Origin of the sequence: Aurantibacillus circumpalustris (assembly GCF_029625215.1) — a bacterium.
Lineage (GTDB): Bacteria > Bacteroidota > Bacteroidia > B-17B0 > Aurantibacillaceae > Aurantibacillus > Aurantibacillus circumpalustris.
Genome location: NZ_CP121197.1, coordinates 3,784,677 through 3,802,346, shown reverse-complemented (window position 1 = coordinate 3,802,346; position 17,670 = coordinate 3,784,677). Strand labels below are relative to the sequence as shown.

Genomic DNA, 17,670 nt, shown 5'->3' with positions numbered 1-17,670 from the left:
GATGAACAAAGGAACTATTCTGGTAATTGATGATGAAGATAAACTGCGTTCGCTTTTTTCACGGATCATTCAGATGGAAGGGTTTGAGGTGCTTGAAGCCGGTGACGGAAAAAACGCCCTGAAAAAATTAGAACAAAACGACATTGATGTTGTATTGTGTGATGTTAAACTTCCTGACACAAACGGTCTCGAGCTTACCGCAAAAATAAAAAATCTGTATCCCCATACAGAAATTGTTTTACTAACCGCTTATGGCAATATTCCCGACGGAGTAAAAGCTATTAAATGCGGTGCTTTCGATTATATTACAAAAGGGGATGATAACGACAAGATAATTCCCCTCTTGTATCGGGCTCTCGACAAGGCTCTATTACAGAAACGGGTGCGAGACCTTGAAGGAAAGGTGAGTGAAAAGTATTCTTTCGATACCATTCTAGGCAAATCAAAAAATATTCTGGATGCAATAGACCTTGCAAAAAAAGTTGCACCCAACGATACAACTGTTTTTCTGACAGGAGAAACAGGAACTGGTAAAGAAGTATTTGCTGAGGCTATTCATTACGCCAGTCCAAGAAAAAATAAACCTTTGGTTGCTTTAAATTGCAGCGCTTTTAGTAAGGAAATTATTGAGAGTGAGTTATTCGGACATAAACAAGGGGCATTTACCGGCGCCACAAAAGATAAGAAAGGCTTATTGGAAGAAGCAAATGGCGGAACATTGTTTTTGGATGAAATTGCAGAAATGCCAATTGAGCTTCAGGCGAAACTATTGCGTGTTTTAGAAACAAGCGAGTTTATTAAATTAGGAGATACAAAAACAAGTAAAGTAAATTTCCGTTTGATAGCCGCAACCAATAAAGATTTGAATATTGAATGTGAGGAAAAACGTTTTCGCTCCGATTTATATTACCGTTTAAATGTGTTCGAGATTCACTTGCCGCCACTGCGTGAAAGAATTAAAGATATTAAGCTTCTTACTACTTTTTTTGTAACAAGATTTTCCGCAAAAACCAATAAAAAAACACCAGCCATCATCAACGAATTCATAGAAAAACTAGAACATTACAAGTGGGTAGGCAATATCCGGGAACTCAGAAATATAATTGAAAGAAGCGTCATCCTTGCAAACTCAGATACACTAACTGTTGATCTTTTACCACCTGAAATTCAACATAGCACCGGTGCAACAAACGGAACGCTCTCTGCTTTTGCTTTGTCGAGTATTGAAAAACTTCATATTCAAAAAGTATATAATTACGCAAAGGGTAATAAAGCTGAAACCGCCCGCTTACTTGAGATTGGCATTGCAACACTTTACCGCAAGCTGGAGGAGTTTAAAATTCATTAAACCTATTTCATTTTGATAATAAGCCTCTCATTTTGATAGGCTTTTTTCTAGCCTTTTTTTCAATCATTTTATAAAATGCTGGTATTTAGGTAATTCCTTTATTGAAATAATATTGGCACATCCTTTGACTTATACATGCCGTTACAAAAAAAATTAACTATGAACGCATTAGCTGAATTACTCAAAATAAAAGCGGATTTCTTACTCAAAAACAAGCTTATTAAAGAAAATGAGATTCTTGAGATTCTGGGAAATGAATTACCCGAAATAAATCAGGAATTAGAAAAATTATCCAGTCGGCAGAATATTTATTCTGCAATTAAGTGTTTCGCTGAATTTACGAAACAACTCATAAAAAAGGGAAACTTAAGTGAGGTAAAACATTGCTTTAATGTGGCAGAAAAAATGTTGCTGGAAGGAAACAAAACCGTGAAGAATGCAATTGAGAACGTTTATATTTTTTCAATGTCCTCTGTTCTCGGTTTTACCAGCCCGATGAGTTATAAAATCAAAGGGATTATGAACAAAGGGCTATTGAACGAATATAATAGGCAGGCTTACGCTAGTGGTATATAACTATTCACCTAATGATATACATCATAATCGATTGTATTGCAAATCATTTTATTAATATTTCCCTGAGAGTAGCTTTGATATGCAGATTGGATAAAGAAAAAAAACAATTAATAAAAAAAGAATCGTCATGAACGAAACAACAAAAATTCTACTACTCTTTTCTGCATACGCCTTGCTGGTAGTTATAGCCCTGGTAATAAAAATCAGTTCGAAGATAAAAACAAAACAAATGAACAGAATAATTCGTAATAATAATGCGAAAAACAATGAGAAAATGGTCAGATACAAAAGAAATGTTCTTAATCGTAACAGCATGGATGATAGCTATATTAATGGTTGGAGGCCTGTTATGGAAAATAAAGATTTTAAGAATCATTTTTGATATGCATTATTGAAGTAGTGATAATGATCATAACCAATAATGATGTAGCTCACAGAAATTACTTAATGATATACTAACCTTTAAAAAAAAAACACAATGATAACAATTACACTATTAATTACGGGGCTGTTTTGCTTTGCCCTCTTTTACAAAGCAATTAACTTTTTTGAAAACATTTAAAAAAATGACCGCATTATTTATTATCGCAATTGCAGTTTTCGGCTATATGTGCTATGTACTGCTTAAACCTGAAAAATTTTAATACTATGAATACAGAAATACTTGGAGTGATCCTTATGTACGTGTTGGTTGTAACAATGGCTATTCCACTCGGTCGATACATCGGCAAAATTTTCAACTACGAAAATACCTGGCTCGATAAAATACTCAATCCGCTAGATAAATTGTTTTTTAAACTAAGTGGTATTGACCCAACCAAGGAAATGAACTGGAAACAACATTTAGTAGCCTTGCTTACTATCAATGGTGTTTGGTTTATTATATCCATGTTTGTGCTTACAAATATGAGTTGGTTGCCTTTAAACCCTGATGCCAATCCCTCTATGAGTGCCGATTTGGCCTTTAATACATCTGTAAGTTTTGTTACCAACACCAACTTACAGCATTACTCGGGCGAAAGTGGGCTTTCTTATTTAGGTCAGCTTATTTTAATGCTTTGGCAATTTATTAGTGCCGGAACAGGTATTGCAATTTGTGCAGTAGTTTTTATAGCGATGAAAGAAAGAACAGCAAGCACACTTGGTAATTTTTACAGTTTGTTTGTTCGCAGTTGTACCAGAATTTTATTGCCAATCGCTTTTATAGTTGCTATAATTTTAGCGTTTAATGGCACCCCCATGACATTTGAAGGAAAGGACACTATGATTACAATGCAAGGTGATACGGTTCAGGTAAGTCGTGGACCGGTTGCAGCTTTTGTTGCACCAAAACAAATTGGAACCAATGGTGGTGGTTTTTATGGCCCTAATTCAACACATCCTTTAGAAAATCCCAATTATCTAACAAACATGGTTGAAACGATTTCTATTTTTTTAATTCCTATTGCTATGGTCTTTGCAATGGGTTATGTTTTGAGAAGAAGAAAATTGGCATGGACAATTTTTGGAGTAATGACAATCGGTTTTCTATTATTAGTAATTCCTTCTATAATGAATGAAATGAATGGAAATCCGGCCATCGAAAAAATGGGCATTGCACAATCGTTTGGAAGTATGGAAGGTAAAGAAATTCGCTTTGGTTCAGCAGCTTCAGCCTATTGGGCAATTAACACAACCGTTACTAGTAACGGATCGGTAAACGCTATGCACGATAGTATGACGCCACTTACCGGCATGTTTACGATGCTCGGCATGATGATAAACTCTTTTTATGGTGGCGTTGGTTTCTTGAACTTTTACATCTTTATTATACTGGCTGTATTTGTGAGCGGATTAATGGTGGGAAGAACCCCTGAATTTCTCGGTAAAAAAATAGAAGCCAAAGAAATGAAAATTGCGATGGTGATAGCGCTCTTGCATCCATTTTTAATTCTTGCGGGTACAGCTGTTTCAAGTTTCTTATACGCTGGCAATCCAACAGAATATGCGGGCTGGTTAGCCAATCCGGGCCATCATGGCTTTAGTGAAATGCTGTATGAATTTAGTTCATCAAGTGCCAACAACGGCAGTGGTTTTGAAGGACTAGGAGACAATACTCCGTTTTGGAATATCGCTTGTGGATTGGTAATGCTATTCGCAAGGTATCTTCCTATCATTGGTCCTGTTGCCATTGCAGGAATTCTAGCAAGTAAAAAATATATCCCTGAAAGTAACGGTACTTTAAAAACAGATACGTCTACCTTTGGCTTAATGGTATTTGCTGTAATTGTTATTGTGGCTGCACTTGCATTCTTCCCTGCGCTTACCTTAGGCCCGATAGCCGAATATTTTTCACTGTATTAATGATTTAAAAATTAAAGAAAATGACTAAAAATACATCTTTGTTTCAAAAAGATTTAATGCAAGAAGCGTTTAAACAATCTTTTGTGAAACTCAACCCAAAAATAATGTTTCGTAATCCTGTCATGTTTACGGTAGAAATAGGAACAGCGGTTATGTTTGCTGTTTGCCTTTGGACACTAACAGGTCAAACGTCGCAAGGCAGTTTTGCCTATAATTTAACTGTATTTATTGTTTTATTACTCACCTTACTTTTTGCCAATTTTGCAGAAGCAATAGCCGAGGCAAGAGGTAAAGCTCAAGCGGACAGTTTAAGGAAAACAAGAGAAGAAACGCCGGCCAGACTGGTTAATGGTCAAACAATTTCATCAGCGCAACTTAAAAAAGGAGATGTGTTTATGTGTGAAGCCGGCGATATTATTGCCACCGATGGTGAAATTATTGAAGGATTAGCAACCATCGATGAGAGCGCCATTACAGGCGAAAGCGCTCCAGTAATTCGTGAAGCGGGTGGTGATAAAAGTTCTGTTACAGGAGGGACAAAAGTTTTGTCAGATAAAATTAAAGTAGTGGTTACCACCGAACCTGGTGAGAGTTTTTTGGATAAAATGATTGCTTTGGTGGAAGGTGCGAGTCGTCAAAAAACGCCCAATGAAATTGCTTTAACAATATTGCTGGCCGGTTTTACTTTAGTGTTCATCATCGTTACTGTAACCTTAAAACCATTTGCCGATTTTGCGAATACACCAATTACAATTGCTGCATTTATTTCGTTGTTTGTGTGTTTGATACCCACAACAATCGGCGGTTTACTGTCCGCCATTGGTATTGCGGGTATGGATAGGGCATTAAGAGCAAATGTAATTACAAAATCAGGTAAGGCGGTAGAAACAGCTGGCGACATTGACGTTTTATTATTAGACAAAACCGGAACAATAACTATTGGAAATCGTAAGGCAACACATTTTTATCACGCTGATGGAATAACAGAAGAATCATTTATTGAGAGTTGTGTATTAGCTTCCTTTGCAGATGAAACACCAGAGGGTAAATCAATTATTGATTTAGCAAAGGAAAAGGGCGCAAAAACAAAAACTACTGATACATTACTAAATGAAGCGAAGTTTGTCAAATTCACAGCAGAAACACGTTCAAGCGGTATTGATTTAAAAAATGGAACTCGAATCAGAAAAGGTGCAGCGGATACCATTCGAAAAAATGCAGAGAAAGCAGGACATGTATATTCGTCAGGCATTGATAAAATAGTAAATGGTATTGCAGCAAATGGCGGAACACCTTTAGTCGTTTCTGAGAACGAGAAGATTGTGGGTATAATAGAATTACAAGACATAATTAAACCCGGTATACAAGAACGTTTTGAGCGTCTTCGTAAAATGGGTATCAAAACAGTAATGGTTACAGGTGATAATCCTTTAACGGCAAAATTCATTGCGGAAAAAGCGGGCGTGGATGATTTTATTGCAGAAGCTAAACCTGAAGATAAAATGAATTACATCAAAAAAGAACAAGCAGAAGGGAGATTGGTAGCCATGATGGGCGATGGAACAAACGATGCTCCGGCACTCGCCCAGGCGGATGTTGGTGTAGCCATGAATAGCGGAACACAAGCAGCAAAAGAAGCCGGTAATATGGTTGATTTGGACAATGATCCAACTAAATTAATTGAGATAGTTGAAATTGGAAAACAATTATTAATGACACGAGGAACGCTTACTACATTTAGTATTGCAAATGATGTTGCAAAATACTTTGCCATTATTCCTGCTCTTTTCATTGTGGCTATTCCTGCTTTGAAAAGCTTAAACATTATGAACTTACATAGTCCTGAAAGTGCCATACTTTCTGCGGTAATTTTTAATGCAATCATCATTCCCATTCTCATTCCTTTGGCATTAAAAGGAGTGGCATATAAACCAATTGGAGCAAGTAAATTACTTCGTAGAAACCTATTAATTTATGGTTTAGGCGGTGTAATAGTTCCATTTATTGGTATCAAATTAATTGATCTTTTAGTTTCAGTATTCATCTAAAAACATAACAACATGAAAACAAATTTATTTCCGGCAATCAAGCTGACCATCGTTTGTCTTATATTCTTTATGGGAATTTATACCCTTGCTATTCTGGGCATAGCTCAATTTGCACCAAATAGTGGAAAAGGTGAAATAATTAGCCAAAATAGTAAGACGTATTATACCAATATTGGACAATCATTTACAGTTGACAAATACTTCAATTCACGTCCTTCTGCTGTTGGTTACAATGCCGCAGGTTCCGGTGGCAGTAACAAAGGGCCAAGCAATCCCGATTACTTAGCTGAAGTGCAAGCTAGGATTGATACTTTTTTAGTTCACAACCCGGAGGTAAATAAATCGGAAATCCCTTCCGATCTGGTTACAGCAAGTGGCAGCGGACTGGATCCCAACATTTCTGCACAAGCCGCTATGGTGCAGGTAAAACGAATTGCAAAAACCCGAAACATGAAAGAAGAGTCCGTTACACAACTGATTGAACAACACACCGAACAGCCATTGTTTGGGTTATTTGGTACAGAGAAAATAAATGTCTTGAAACTGAACCTGGCATTGGATAATTTAAAATAATTCAAATTAGAAAATATACAAAATGAAAAAATTACTAGTAAGCGCATTTGCATTAAGTTTATTAAATGTGAATGCACAAGACTCCACAAAAACCAATCCATTTACCTTATCAGGTTATGTAGAAGCCTATTATAGTTACGACCTGGGCAACCCCACAAATCATGAAAGACCTTCCTTCTTTTATTCCTTTAACAGGCATAACGAAGCAAATCTGAACATGGGCTTTCTGAAAGCAAATTATACAACAGGTAAAGTAAGAGGAAATTTCGCGCTCATGGCCGGAACCTACCCACAATACAATTTAGCCGGAGAACAAGGCTTGTTGAAAAATATTTTTGAGGCCAATGCCGGTGTAAAAATTTCAAACAAACATAATGTTTGGATAGATGCCGGCATCATGCCCTCGCACATTGGTTTTGAAAGCGCCATTGGGAAAGACTGTTGGAACTTAACAAGAAGTATTCTTGCTGACAACTCACCTTATTATGAGTCTGGTGTAAAATTAGGTTACACTTCCAAAAATGAAAAACTCTATTTAGCAGCCATGTATTTGAACGGATGGCAACGCATCCAACGGATTCCCGGTAATCAAACACCTGCGTTTGGGACACAATTAACGTACAAACCCAGTTCAAAAGTAACGTTCAACTGGAGTACTTTTGGAGGAAACGAATTACAGGATAGCTTAAAAGCCTGGAGATACTTTAATAACTTTTACGGACAGTTTCAACTCACTGAAAAGTTTGGAGTTATTGCAGGTTTTGATATTGGCATGCAACAAATGAAAAAAGACACAAGCGCCTATAATACCTGGTATTCGCCCGTTTTAATTGTACAGTTTAAACCAACAAACAAGTTCCGTATCGCTGCCAGAGGTGAATATTATTCCGACGAAAATGGAGTCATCATAGCAACAGGTACAACTCATGGTTTCCAAACAATAGGCTACTCTCTTAACTTTGATTATTTGCCAATGGAGAATGTGATGTTCAGAATTGAAGGAAGAGCTTTAAATAGTAAAGACAAGATTTTCGTCATGGACAATAAAGCAAGTAATATGAATTATTTTGTAACAACATCCCTGGCGATTTCATTTTAGGAACATCTTTTTAGAATTAAAAAATATAATTTAGATCCCTAATGGCTTAAATTAGTAGCGAATGGAAGAAACGCGAAAATCAGCGCAGGAGTTTCTTGACCTCATTAAGAAGTCAAGACGTGGTAAATTCAAAATTTACATCGGCATGAGTGCGGGCGTTGGTAAGACCTTTCGCATGTTACAGGAAGCGCGTGCTTTGTTGAAAAATGGGATTGATGTAAAAATCGGCTACATTGAAACACATAACAGGAAGGAAACACACGCTTTGCTGGAAGGCTTGCCAGTTATTCCGCGAAGAAAATTGTTTTATAAAGGGAAAGAGTTAGAAGAAATGGATGTTCAGGCTGTAATTAACTTACGGCCTGAAGTTGTTATTGTTGACGAACTTGCTCATACCAATATTGAAGGAAGCAAAAACGAAAAGCGTTGGCAAGATGTAATGGAAATTCTGGAAGCTGGCATTAATGTTATAAGTGCTTTGAACATACAGCATATCGAGAGCTTAAACGAAGAGGTAAAAAAAATAACCAGCATAGAAGTTAAAGAGCGAGTACCTGATAAAGTGATCGCTTTGGCAGATGAAGTTGTAAATATTGATTTAACTGCCGACGAATTAATAGCCCGACTGAAAGAAGGAAAAATTTATCAGGAGGAAAAAATAGAGGCGGCTCTAAAGAACTTCTTCAAAGCAGAACATATTTTACAATTGCGCGAGCTTGCTTTAAAAGAAGTTGCTTCGCAGGTCGAACGCAAAGTAGAAACGGAAGTAACCACACCAAATTCGATAAAACACGAACGATTTTTGGCTTGCATTAGCAGCAACGAAAAAACAGCTAAAACGGTCATCCGTAAAACGGCACGTTTAGCGAATTACTACCATAGCAAATGGTACGTGCTGTATGTTCAAACTCCAAAAGAAAGCGCCGATAAAATTGCATTAGACAAACAAAGACATCTCATTAATAATTTTAAATTGGCAACTGAATTGGGTGCTGAAATTATAAAGATTGAAAGTTCTTCTGTATCAAAAGCCATCATTGACCAAGCAAGTGATAGAAAGATAACGACCATTTGTGTTGGTAAACCTCACTTAAATTTGCTAAAGATAATTCTATCGACTAATATTTTCAACGAACTTTTGAAAAAGCTATCTGCAAATAATATTGACCTTGTAATTTTATCGTAAATGAAAATAAAAACAAAACTAACGCTTGGTGTCGGTCTTTTATTGATACTCATTATTCTGTTAAGCATTGTGGGTGCAAGATATATGAATGCGTTAAAGAGTGACACCGAAAATATTTTGGTTGCTAACTACAATACATTGGAATATAGCAGAAACATGCTGCTTTCATTAGAAGATCATTCTAAGGATGCACTGATGAAGTTTGAAACCAACCTTCAGAGTCAGGAAAAAAATATTACAGAAATAGGCGAAAAAGATGCTACAGCAGAAGTGAGAAACAGTTTTGAAATCTATAAATTAAATAAATCCGATAGTCTGGTTTCCGGTGAAATACGTAAAGGAATATTCAAATTAATGGATTTGAATATGCAAGCCATTCAACGCAAAAGTGAGGTCGCAAAAGCAACGGCCGACGATGCCGTTTTTTGGATTGCCATTACAGGTACCATGTGTTTTTTAATTGCATTTATTCTATTGGTTAATTTACCTTCAAATATTGCAAATCCGATTAAAGAGCTTACAGAAAGCATAAAACAAATAGCCGCCAAAAAATACTCACAAAGAGTGCATTTTGAAAGTCATAGCGAATTTGGTCAATTAGCTGAATCCTTTAATACGATGGCAAAAAAACTGGAAGAATATAACAGCAGTAATCTGGCGAAGTTGATGATGGAAAAAACACGCATTGAAACACTCATCAATAATATGCACGATCCAGTTATTGGATTAGATGAAAATTTAAAAGTAATCTTTGCGAATGAAGAAGCCCAGAAAATAATTGGTATTGAACTGACTGATATTATTGGTCATTACGCACAAGAATTAGCTGTTAAAAATGATCTTCTTAGAACACTTATTCAGGATTTGGTGAATAAAGAACCTGAAAACATAAGCAAAGCAAAACCGATTAAAATTTATGCGGATAAAAAGGAGGGATATTTTGAAAAAGAGACACTCCACATTTCTATTACACCTACCGGTGAGCAAGCAAAACAATTAATCGGCCATGTAATCATACTCAGAAACGTGACAGAATACAAAGAATTAGATTTAGCCAAAACCAATTTTATAGCTACTGTTTCACACGAGTTTAAAACCCCGATTTCATCCATAAAAATGAGTTTGCAATTGTTAGGAAACGAGCAAATAGGTAAATTGAACGAAGAGCAGCGAAATTTACTTGACAGTATTAGTGATGATACAACCAGACTTCTGAAAATTACAAGTGAATTGCTAAACATTACGCAAGTAGAAAGTGGAAATATACAACTCGCAATAGTACCCTCAGATCCAAAAGAAATTTTACACTATGCAATTAGTGCCACACAAACGCAAGCAGACCAGAAACAAATTAAGTTTGAAGTTGATTGCCCTGAGCACATTTCACAAATACAAGCAGACAATGAAAAAACAGCATGGGTATTGACGAATTTAATTTCCAATGCCATCCGCTATTCCTATGATAATTCAACCGTCTATCTGACAATTAAAGAACAGAACAATAAAGTTCATATTTCAGTTCGGGATACAGGACAAGGTATTGCCCCTCAATATAAAAGCAAGGTTTTCGACCGTTACTTTCGGGTACCTGGCACAAAAAAAGAAGGTACGGGGCTCGGCCTTGCTATTAGCAAAGAGTTTATCGAAGCTCAAAACGGACAAATAAAAGTAGACAGTGAATTTGGTGCCGGAAGTACCTTCACCGTAACATTAAACACATTAACTTAAATCAATCTGATTTGCAAAGAATGAAGTTTAAATAATATTTGCAAACGTTGACAAACAAAGTATACCAAACTAATTTATTCTATAACCTTTTCGATTCGGCACTTGTTTTAATCTATTATCTATTGCTAAAACAATAAACTGCCGGTGTTGTTTGCTCTTATTGTGATATAAGTCATGTATTTAAAAGAGATTCGTCACAACACTCTCTTCCTCACAGGTGTAATTTTGAAATAAAAAGAAGAGATGAAAACAATAATCGCGGGAACAGATTTCAGTTCCTCATCGCAAAATGCGTGCAGATACGCAGCCTTATTGGCATTAAAACTGAATTGTAAACTTACTGTATTTAACCTATTTCAGGCGCCGGTATTGCACTCCAATTCTGGTTTGTACGGCATTTCGTATCTGTCTGTAAAAAAGACCAGCGAAAAACAAATGGAAGAATTTGTCTCTAAACTTGTTAAAAATTTTCCATCACTTAAAATAAATGCATTTACTACCTCAGGAGCCTTCGAGGAGGAACTGGAAGTTTTTATCGCCCGTCATCAGGTACAAGCCGTGGTAATGGGTCTGCAAACAAAAAACAGAATCTCTAAATTTATTTATGGAAGTCATGGTGTTAAACTGGCGGGAAAAATTGAGGCTCCGGTAATTATTGTTCCTGAAAGCTATAAAGATCACCGTCTGGAAACCCTGTTGTTGGCCGTTGATAATGCAGAAAAACTAAGTAATTCTCCTTTAAAAATACTCGAAACATTTGCTAAGAATACTCAATCGCAGGTGAAATTATTGCATGTGCGAACTCCTGATGAAGTTCTGAATCCAAGGGAAAGCAGCTTTGTGAAAATCAATAAGTCACAGATAAAAGTAGAGGTTATGAAATCTAAAACGATCGAAAACGGCATAAAAAACTTTTGCCGCGAGAGGGAGGCAGATCTTGTTGCAATTATAAGTAAAAAACATTCTGTGCTTTATAATTTATTTAATGAGTCAACAACAAAACGTGTGTCCTTTGCCGCGCATATTCCTGTTTTAGCAATTCACGAATAAGATTTATGAAAAAAGGTCACGTAATTTATTCTGCTAATAAATCGCAAAAACTCATGGAGCATTTACACTTCAAAATATAATGAAAGGATCAGCGTTTAAATCGTTTCTTGAAGAATGTGGAGAAATCTCCCGTTTTGGTTGGAGGTTTTTTAAAGAAGCTTTCCGGCCCAGATATGAGATTCAGGAGTTTTTAAGACAATGCTATTTTATAGGTTACAAATCATTACCTCTTGTGGCGATAACCGCTTTTATTATGGGTTTGGTTATTACCATTCAATCAAGACCAACACTTGTGGAATTTGGTGCGGAAGCCTGGCTGCCTAAAATGGTATCCGTTTCTTTGATTCGTGAAATAGCTCCGGTAATTACGGCATTAATTTGCGCCGGCAAAATTGGATCAGGTATTGGCGCCGAACTTGGGTCTATGAAGGTGACCGAGCAAATCGACGCGATGGAAGTGTCGGGTACTAATCCTTTTAAATACCTGGTGGTAACACGTGTTATGGCCAGTACATTTATGATCCCTGTTTTGGTGATTCTTGCTGATTTTATCTCCTTATATGGTGCTTATCTGGGCACCAATATTCATGGTCTGGTAAAATGGGCTTTGTTCTGGAATCAGGTTTTTGATACACTTTCGTTCAGCGATGTTTTTCCCTCTATTATTAAAACATTTTTCTTTGGATTTATTATTGGCCTTGTTGGTTGTTTCAAAGGTTATAAAACGGTTAAGGGTACCGAAGGGGTTGGTCTTTCAGCTAATTCAGCTGTGGTTGTATCTTCCCTCCTTGTTTTTATAATTGATCTGATAGCGGTTCAGATTATCGACGTATTAAAATTAACATGATCACTGAAAACACGATAGAGAAAAAGACCAACAATCAGAATATTAACTCACCTGTGATCCGGTTAGAGCACGTGTTTAAATCATTTGGCAACAATCGTGTTTTATCTGATTTCACATTTAGTTTGGACAAAGGCGAAAATGTTGTTGTGCTCGGTAAATCGGGTTCAGGTAAATCGGTACTGATCAAATGTATTATTGGTCTTATACAAACAGACTCTGGAATTATTAATGTTCTTGGCAAAAATATTCCTGAATTAAATCATGAGCAACTTGACGAGCTGAGAACCCGTGTAGGCTTTCTCTTTCAGAGCAACGCCCTCTACGATTCTATGACGGTAAGAGAGAATCTGGAGTTTCCTTTACGCCGCCATAAGGAAAAACATACCAGACAGCAGGAAGAGGATTTAATTAAAGAAGCGTTAAACAACGTTGGATTACTTCACACACTTGATATGCGGCCTGCGGAATTATCAGGAGGTATGCGTAAACGTATTGCTCTTGCCAGAACCCTTATTTTAAAACCCGAAATAATTTTGTACGACGAACCCACTACAGGTCTTGATCCTATTACCGGAAAAGAAATAAGTAAACTCATGCGCGAACTTGCTGCTAAATACACTACCTCTTCTATAATAATTTCTCATGACATCAATTGTGTTAAAATAGTGGCCGACAAAATAGTTATGTTGATAGACGGAAAATGTTACGCTCAAGGCTCTTATGAAGAATTAAAGGAATCGTTAGACCCTAAAATAAAAATGTTTTTTGAATAATATGAAACCATCACAACGAAATATCCTCGTAGGCGTATTTGTATTGACAGCACTTTTGACCTTAATTGCTGCACTGTACTTTATAGGCAACAAACAAAATCTTTTTGGAAGTACTTTCAGAATCGCCGCAAGATTCAGTAATGTAAACGGCCTTACCAAAGGAAATAATGTCCGTTTTGCAGGAATTGATATTGGAACTGTGGAAAGCGTAAAGGTAGTGAATGATTCCTCTGTGTATGTTGTTATGGTTATTCAAAACGACATGAATCCTTTTATCAGAACCAATGCACTTGCCTCTGTTGGAACAGATGGGTTGATGGGGAACAAGCTTGTGAATATTAATGCCGGTTCAAGCGCTGCGCCGATAATAGAAGAAGGACAAATGCTTCAAACTCTAAAACCGGTTGAAATGGATGTGATGGTAAGGACCCTTGATGAAACTAACCAGAATCTGGAAGTGATCACGTCTAATCTCAAACATATTACTAATAAAATAAACAGTGAGAACAGTTTGTGGAGCATCCTCATGGACACGGTTATTGCCGGCAATGTCAAATCCTCTTTTGTAAACATACAAGCAATGAGTTCAGGAGGTATTCGCATAATTGGCGATTTGGAAAATGTTACGGGGAAAGTAAAACGTGGAGAAGGAAGTCTTGGCGCATTGGTTACCGATACACTGATAGCCTCTGAATTCAAAAGTGCTGTTAAAGCATTAAAAACTGTTGGCGATACCGTGCAGCAAATGTCGCAGGATCTTTCGCATGTTGTTCGTAAACTAAAAAGTGGGGAAGGATCGGCAGGTAAATTACTAACAGATACAACACTTGTTTACAACCTTAATCAGGGGGTACTCTCCGTAAAAAAAGGTGCAGAAAGTTTCGATGAAAACATGACAGCTTTGCACAGTTCCTGGCCGTTTAAAAAATATTTTAAAAAACAAGGGAAACAAAAAAAATGAAATTAAAATAACAAAGTATCAAATAGGTGTTTTTCATGAATATAAAACCATCAACCATTTTTTTTATACTCTCATGCTTTGTCTGCATTCTTATAATCGTTTCAGCCGCTGTCGGATTATCTGATCCTTATTTTTATTACAACGAAACCGATGAATGGCGTTGGCAATGTTATGCACAGGATTTGGTTAACCTTGTTCTGGTAATGCCTGTTTTATTGATTACGTCACTACTTTCTAAGAAAAAACCTGTCGTTGGTGCTATGTTACAACCTGGCGTACTGTTGTATCTGGTGTATACATATACCATTTACTGTTTTGATGTACATTTTAATAAGTTCTTCCTTAACTATTGCGCCATCCTTGCCATTTCTTTTTATTTATTTTCTTATACACTTTACAAAAGAGTAACAGCAACAAAGGTTTTGGATTATGGTAACAAATTCGCTAAGCCGATTGGAATCTATTTCTTAATAATTGCAGGCATATTTTATTTTCTCTGGCTAAAGGACATTTTACCTGCAATTCAGAATGACATCATACCCCAGAGTTTGATCCAATCAGGACTTGTAACTAATCCCGTTTATGTACTTGACTTGTGTTTTGTTCTGCCCGGACTTTTTATCGCTGGAATTTTATTACTAAGAAATATTTCTTTTGGGTATTTTCTTGCCGGACCTTTTCTTGTTTTTACAGTGCTGATGGATTTAACCATTGCTGTTTTGAATAGTTTAAATCCGCAAGCAGCTGATAATAGTGCGACGATAATTACCGGCACAATGTTAACACTTGCCACATTTAGTAGTTTACTTTTAATTTTATTAATTAAGAGTCGTTTAAAACAAGCTCAGCCCGTTTTTACTTAAACCCAGATTTCTAGTGAACAACAAGTATGGGAACCTCAAGAGTGTAAGCGAGTGTTTTGGTTATGCTTTTCGTAAAAAGTTTTTCCAGCAGAGTATGTTTTTTCGGATTAACCATAACCACATCTGTTTTATGGAATTTAAAATAATATTCCAGCGCTTTAGAAACATTTTTATCTTCAATATGAACCTGCTTGTGTTTAACGCCTTGTAAACGATTTTCTACAAATGTGTAAGTTTCAGATTTGTCAAACACCAATTCCTGATCGTTATTATCAATTGTTACAATTTCAAGTTCTGCATCAAAAATTTTTGAAAAACTTCTGGCAGTATAAATTAAAGTATCCTCCTCAATTTTATCCATATCGCAGGCAAAACAAATGTTTTGAATTTTCCGATAGCTTGCAGTTTCGGGAATAATAAAGGTGGGTACCTGCAGATTTCTTGCCATACTTATCGCTGAACTCCCTATGAGGTGGCGTTTCAAAAAAGCAGCCTCGCCTACCATGCCTGCCACCACAAGATCTCCCGAGTGTTTTACAACAGCGTCTTTAATAACGCTGTAAGGACTGCCTACTTGCGAGACGCACTCTATTCCAAAGTCATAATTCTTCTTAATAATAGATTGTTTAAGTTCTTGAAGCCCTTTTAGTGATCCATCCTGCAAAGCGGCAAGCATATCCATAGGCACTGCAGAATCATATCCACCTAGAGGTAACGAAAATGAATTTACAAGCACTAGTTTCGCGCTAAAGTATTTGGCAAGCTCTACAGCATAATTTACGGCGTTCTGTGCCGGCAAAGAAAAATCAGTTCCAACTATAATTGTTTCCATGTTATATTTTTTTATAAAAGTATATTTTCCTGTTTCTGTGAACTATGATCTTAATTTCTTTTTGTGATGACTTTGATCATTTTTGAGTTCATGACCGATATCATCAATTTTAGTGAGTAAAATCAATGGTTTACAGTTCAACTAAATGCATCTTTGATCTATGAATTTGTTGAGACCTATAGAAAATTTACATTATGCATTAGGACAGATAGTTTATGCAATTGCAAGAGCTGATGGTGAAGTTCAGAAAGAAGAACGCCAGAGATTGCTTAACATAGTAGAAGCCGAGTTAAAAAATGAAAATTACAATTTTGATATTGCTTCGATCATTTTTCAGGTAATGGATAAAGATCACTGTAACTCGGTTGAAGACACCTATCATTTGGCCATGAAGCAGATCAGGCTGAACAGTCACTATTTAACCCCTTCTTTAAAAACAAGCTTTATTACTTTAATGGAAAAGATCGCTAAAGCTTATCCGCCTGTTACGCTTGAGGAACTCCTACTGCTTGATAGATTTAAGAAAGACATTGAACCCCTTCACGGTGACCCGCTTTATTATTCGAAAATTATGAAAATTAAAAAATAAACTTATGAGTTTAACAATATTAGCACCAACAGATTTTTCAAGAGCGGCCAGAAACGCCATTACTTACGCAACTGAAATGGCAAAACGGATGAAGGCAAAACTTATTTTATTTCACGTGTATCTTCCTCCTATACCAGCGTCGGAACTTCCTATGATAATTCCTCTACCTGCTGAATCTGAAAGCTACATCCTTAAAAGACTAAAGCGACTTAAAAATGACTTGCATTCTATAAGAGGCAACAAAAATCTTGATATTGAAGTGGCTTTTACCTGTGGTGTGCCCGTGGATGAGATTTATCTATATAGCCTGAGTCAAAAAGTAGATTTTGTAGTAATGGGCATGCAGGGAAAAAGTTTTTTAAGAGAAAAATTAATGGGCAGCACAACTACCAGCCTTATTCAAAAAAGTGAAATTCCCGTTTTGTCAATCGACAAAAAAATTAAATTCAAAACACCTAAAAAGATTGTTTTTGCCAGTGAAAATAGAAACCCATTGAGCAAACAAACGTTACAGCCTTTGTCTAAACTATGTTCAGTTTACAAATCGCATATTTATATTCTTAACGTCGTAACCTCATCTTCCGCACTATCTGGATCAAATATTATTCATGATAAAACCATAAGTAATACTTTCAAAAACTTTGATCATAGTATTCATCAAATTATCAGTCATACAATTATGCAGGGCTTAAGTGATTTCATTGCTGAGAAACATATGGACATGATAGTCATGATCCCACATCAGCATAGTTTTATGGAAAGGGTACTCGTTGGAAGGCAGTCGAAGGAAATGGCTTTTCATTCTACAATTCCATTGCTAACACTACGTGATAAAATTGACGTTCACTAAACAA

18 protein-coding genes are annotated in these 17,670 nt (G+C 36.4%); 17 read left to right on the top strand and 1 reads right to left on the bottom strand.

Annotation, left to right across the window (positions count from 1 at the left end; translation table 11 throughout):
* Nucleotide 1: 1 nt before the first annotated feature.
* From P2086_RS15810 to P2086_RS15740, 15 genes are all read left to right on the top strand, one after another.
* A complete protein-coding gene (locus tag P2086_RS15810) occupies nucleotides 2-1,348 on the top strand; it encodes a sigma-54-dependent transcriptional regulator (RefSeq protein ID WP_317897724.1) in 1,347 nt (448 codons plus the stop codon).
* 159 nt (nucleotides 1,349-1,507) lie between these two features.
* Nucleotides 1,508-1,924: a DUF7674 family protein gene (locus P2086_RS15805; RefSeq protein ID WP_317897723.1), complete on the top strand. Its 417-nt coding sequence runs from the start codon at nucleotides 1,508-1,510 to the stop codon at nucleotides 1,922-1,924.
* A 127-nt stretch (nucleotides 1,925-2,051) separates the two neighbouring features.
* Entirely contained in the window at nucleotides 2,052-2,306 is a 255-nt protein-coding gene (locus P2086_RS15800) for a hypothetical protein (protein ID WP_317897722.1), read from the top strand.
* A gap of 184 nt (nucleotides 2,307-2,490) precedes the next feature.
* Nucleotides 2,491-2,568: a K(+)-transporting ATPase subunit F gene (gene kdpF / locus P2086_RS15795; RefSeq protein WP_317900268.1), complete on the top strand. Its 78-nt coding sequence runs from the start codon at nucleotides 2,491-2,493 to the stop codon at nucleotides 2,566-2,568.
* Between the two features lie 4 nt (nucleotides 2,569-2,572).
* Nucleotides 2,573-4,267, top strand: coding sequence for a potassium-transporting ATPase subunit KdpA (kdpA, locus tag P2086_RS15790; RefSeq protein ID WP_317897721.1), 1,695 nt, complete (start codon nucleotides 2,573-2,575; stop codon nucleotides 4,265-4,267).
* A gap of 20 nt (nucleotides 4,268-4,287) precedes the next feature.
* Complete coding sequence (kdpB, locus tag P2086_RS15785) at nucleotides 4,288-6,315, top strand: potassium-transporting ATPase subunit KdpB (protein WP_317897720.1); 2,028 nt, start codon at nucleotides 4,288-4,290, stop codon at nucleotides 6,313-6,315.
* A 12-nt stretch (nucleotides 6,316-6,327) separates the two neighbouring features.
* The gene (locus tag P2086_RS15780) at nucleotides 6,328-6,888 is read left to right on the top strand and encodes a K(+)-transporting ATPase subunit C (protein WP_317897719.1); all 561 of its coding nucleotides are present in this window, start codon (nucleotides 6,328-6,330) and stop codon (nucleotides 6,886-6,888) included.
* Nucleotides 6,889-6,910: 22 nt separating this feature from the next.
* Complete coding sequence (locus P2086_RS15775) at nucleotides 6,911-7,987, top strand: porin (RefSeq protein ID WP_317897718.1); 1,077 nt, start codon at nucleotides 6,911-6,913, stop codon at nucleotides 7,985-7,987.
* 61 nt (nucleotides 7,988-8,048) lie between these two features.
* Nucleotides 8,049-9,173 carry a sensor protein KdpD gene (locus tag P2086_RS15770; protein ID WP_317897717.1) on the top strand — a complete coding sequence of 375 codons (1,125 nt, stop codon included), beginning with the start codon at nucleotides 8,049-8,051 and terminating at the stop codon, nucleotides 9,171-9,173.
* Nucleotides 9,174-10,901, top strand: coding sequence for a HAMP domain-containing sensor histidine kinase (locus tag P2086_RS15765; protein ID WP_317897716.1), 1,728 nt, complete (start codon nucleotides 9,174-9,176; stop codon nucleotides 10,899-10,901).
* Nucleotides 10,902-11,144: 243 nt separating this feature from the next.
* Nucleotides 11,145-11,951, top strand: a complete 807-nt coding sequence (locus P2086_RS15760; RefSeq protein ID WP_317897715.1) for a universal stress protein — start codon at nucleotides 11,145-11,147, stop codon at nucleotides 11,949-11,951.
* A gap of 79 nt (nucleotides 11,952-12,030) precedes the next feature.
* Nucleotides 12,031-12,798 (top strand): MlaE family ABC transporter permease, encoded by a 768-nt coding sequence (locus tag P2086_RS15755; RefSeq protein ID WP_317897714.1) that lies wholly within the window; start codon nucleotides 12,031-12,033, stop codon nucleotides 12,796-12,798.
* Nucleotides 12,795-13,571, top strand: coding sequence for an ABC transporter ATP-binding protein (locus tag P2086_RS15750; RefSeq protein WP_317897713.1), 777 nt, complete (start codon nucleotides 12,795-12,797; stop codon nucleotides 13,569-13,571). Before P2086_RS15755 ends, P2086_RS15750 begins: the two co-directional genes overlap by 4 nt.
* A gap of 1 nt (nucleotide 13,572) precedes the next feature.
* The gene (locus tag P2086_RS15745) at nucleotides 13,573-14,532 is read left to right on the top strand and encodes an MlaD family protein (RefSeq protein ID WP_317897712.1); all 960 of its coding nucleotides are present in this window, start codon (nucleotides 13,573-13,575) and stop codon (nucleotides 14,530-14,532) included.
* Between the two features lie 35 nt (nucleotides 14,533-14,567).
* Nucleotides 14,568-15,395: a hypothetical protein gene (locus P2086_RS15740; protein ID WP_317897711.1), complete on the top strand. Its 828-nt coding sequence runs from the start codon at nucleotides 14,568-14,570 to the stop codon at nucleotides 15,393-15,395.
* Between the two features lie 10 nt (nucleotides 15,396-15,405).
* On the opposite strand, the gene P2086_RS15735 is transcribed toward P2086_RS15740, so the two are convergent.
* Nucleotides 15,406-16,227 carry a universal stress protein gene (locus P2086_RS15735; protein WP_317897710.1) on the bottom strand — a complete coding sequence of 274 codons (822 nt, stop codon included), beginning with the start codon at nucleotides 16,225-16,227 and terminating at the stop codon, nucleotides 15,406-15,408.
* A gap of 160 nt (nucleotides 16,228-16,387) precedes the next feature.
* Between P2086_RS15735 and P2086_RS15730 the strand changes: the two genes are divergently transcribed.
* Nucleotides 16,388-16,816 carry a hypothetical protein gene (locus P2086_RS15730; protein ID WP_317897709.1) on the top strand — a complete coding sequence of 143 codons (429 nt, stop codon included), beginning with the start codon at nucleotides 16,388-16,390 and terminating at the stop codon, nucleotides 16,814-16,816.
* A gap of 4 nt (nucleotides 16,817-16,820) precedes the next feature.
* Complete coding sequence (locus tag P2086_RS15725) at nucleotides 16,821-17,666, top strand: universal stress protein (RefSeq protein ID WP_317897708.1); 846 nt, start codon at nucleotides 16,821-16,823, stop codon at nucleotides 17,664-17,666.
* Nucleotides 17,667-17,670: the final 4 nt, after the last annotated feature.

Coding starts and splice junctions, on each gene's coding strand:
- P2086_RS15810 (WP_317897724.1), top strand. CDS start 2: ATGAACAAAGGAACTATTCTGGTAATTGATGATGAAGATAAACTGCGT.
- P2086_RS15805 (WP_317897723.1), top strand. CDS start 1,508: ATGAACGCATTAGCTGAATTACTCAAAATAAAAGCGGATTTCTTACTC.
- P2086_RS15800 (WP_317897722.1), top strand. CDS start 2,052: ATGAACGAAACAACAAAAATTCTACTACTCTTTTCTGCATACGCCTTG.
- kdpF (WP_317900268.1), top strand. CDS start 2,491: ATGACCGCATTATTTATTATCGCAATTGCAGTTTTCGGCTATATGTGC.
- kdpA (WP_317897721.1), top strand. CDS start 2,573: ATGAATACAGAAATACTTGGAGTGATCCTTATGTACGTGTTGGTTGTA.
- kdpB (WP_317897720.1), top strand. CDS start 4,288: ATGACTAAAAATACATCTTTGTTTCAAAAAGATTTAATGCAAGAAGCG.
- P2086_RS15780 (WP_317897719.1), top strand. CDS start 6,328: ATGAAAACAAATTTATTTCCGGCAATCAAGCTGACCATCGTTTGTCTT.
- P2086_RS15775 (WP_317897718.1), top strand. CDS start 6,911: ATGAAAAAATTACTAGTAAGCGCATTTGCATTAAGTTTATTAAATGTG.
- P2086_RS15770 (WP_317897717.1), top strand. CDS start 8,049: ATGGAAGAAACGCGAAAATCAGCGCAGGAGTTTCTTGACCTCATTAAG.
- P2086_RS15765 (WP_317897716.1), top strand. CDS start 9,174: ATGAAAATAAAAACAAAACTAACGCTTGGTGTCGGTCTTTTATTGATA.
- P2086_RS15760 (WP_317897715.1), top strand. CDS start 11,145: ATGAAAACAATAATCGCGGGAACAGATTTCAGTTCCTCATCGCAAAAT.
- P2086_RS15755 (WP_317897714.1), top strand. CDS start 12,031: ATGAAAGGATCAGCGTTTAAATCGTTTCTTGAAGAATGTGGAGAAATC.
- P2086_RS15750 (WP_317897713.1), top strand. CDS start 12,795: ATGATCACTGAAAACACGATAGAGAAAAAGACCAACAATCAGAATATT.
- P2086_RS15745 (WP_317897712.1), top strand. CDS start 13,573: ATGAAACCATCACAACGAAATATCCTCGTAGGCGTATTTGTATTGACA.
- P2086_RS15740 (WP_317897711.1), top strand. CDS start 14,568: ATGAATATAAAACCATCAACCATTTTTTTTATACTCTCATGCTTTGTC.
- P2086_RS15735 (WP_317897710.1), bottom strand. CDS start 16,227: ATGGAAACAATTATAGTTGGAACTGATTTTTCTTTGCCGGCACAGAAC.
- P2086_RS15730 (WP_317897709.1), top strand. CDS start 16,388: ATGAATTTGTTGAGACCTATAGAAAATTTACATTATGCATTAGGACAG.
- P2086_RS15725 (WP_317897708.1), top strand. CDS start 16,821: ATGAGTTTAACAATATTAGCACCAACAGATTTTTCAAGAGCGGCCAGA.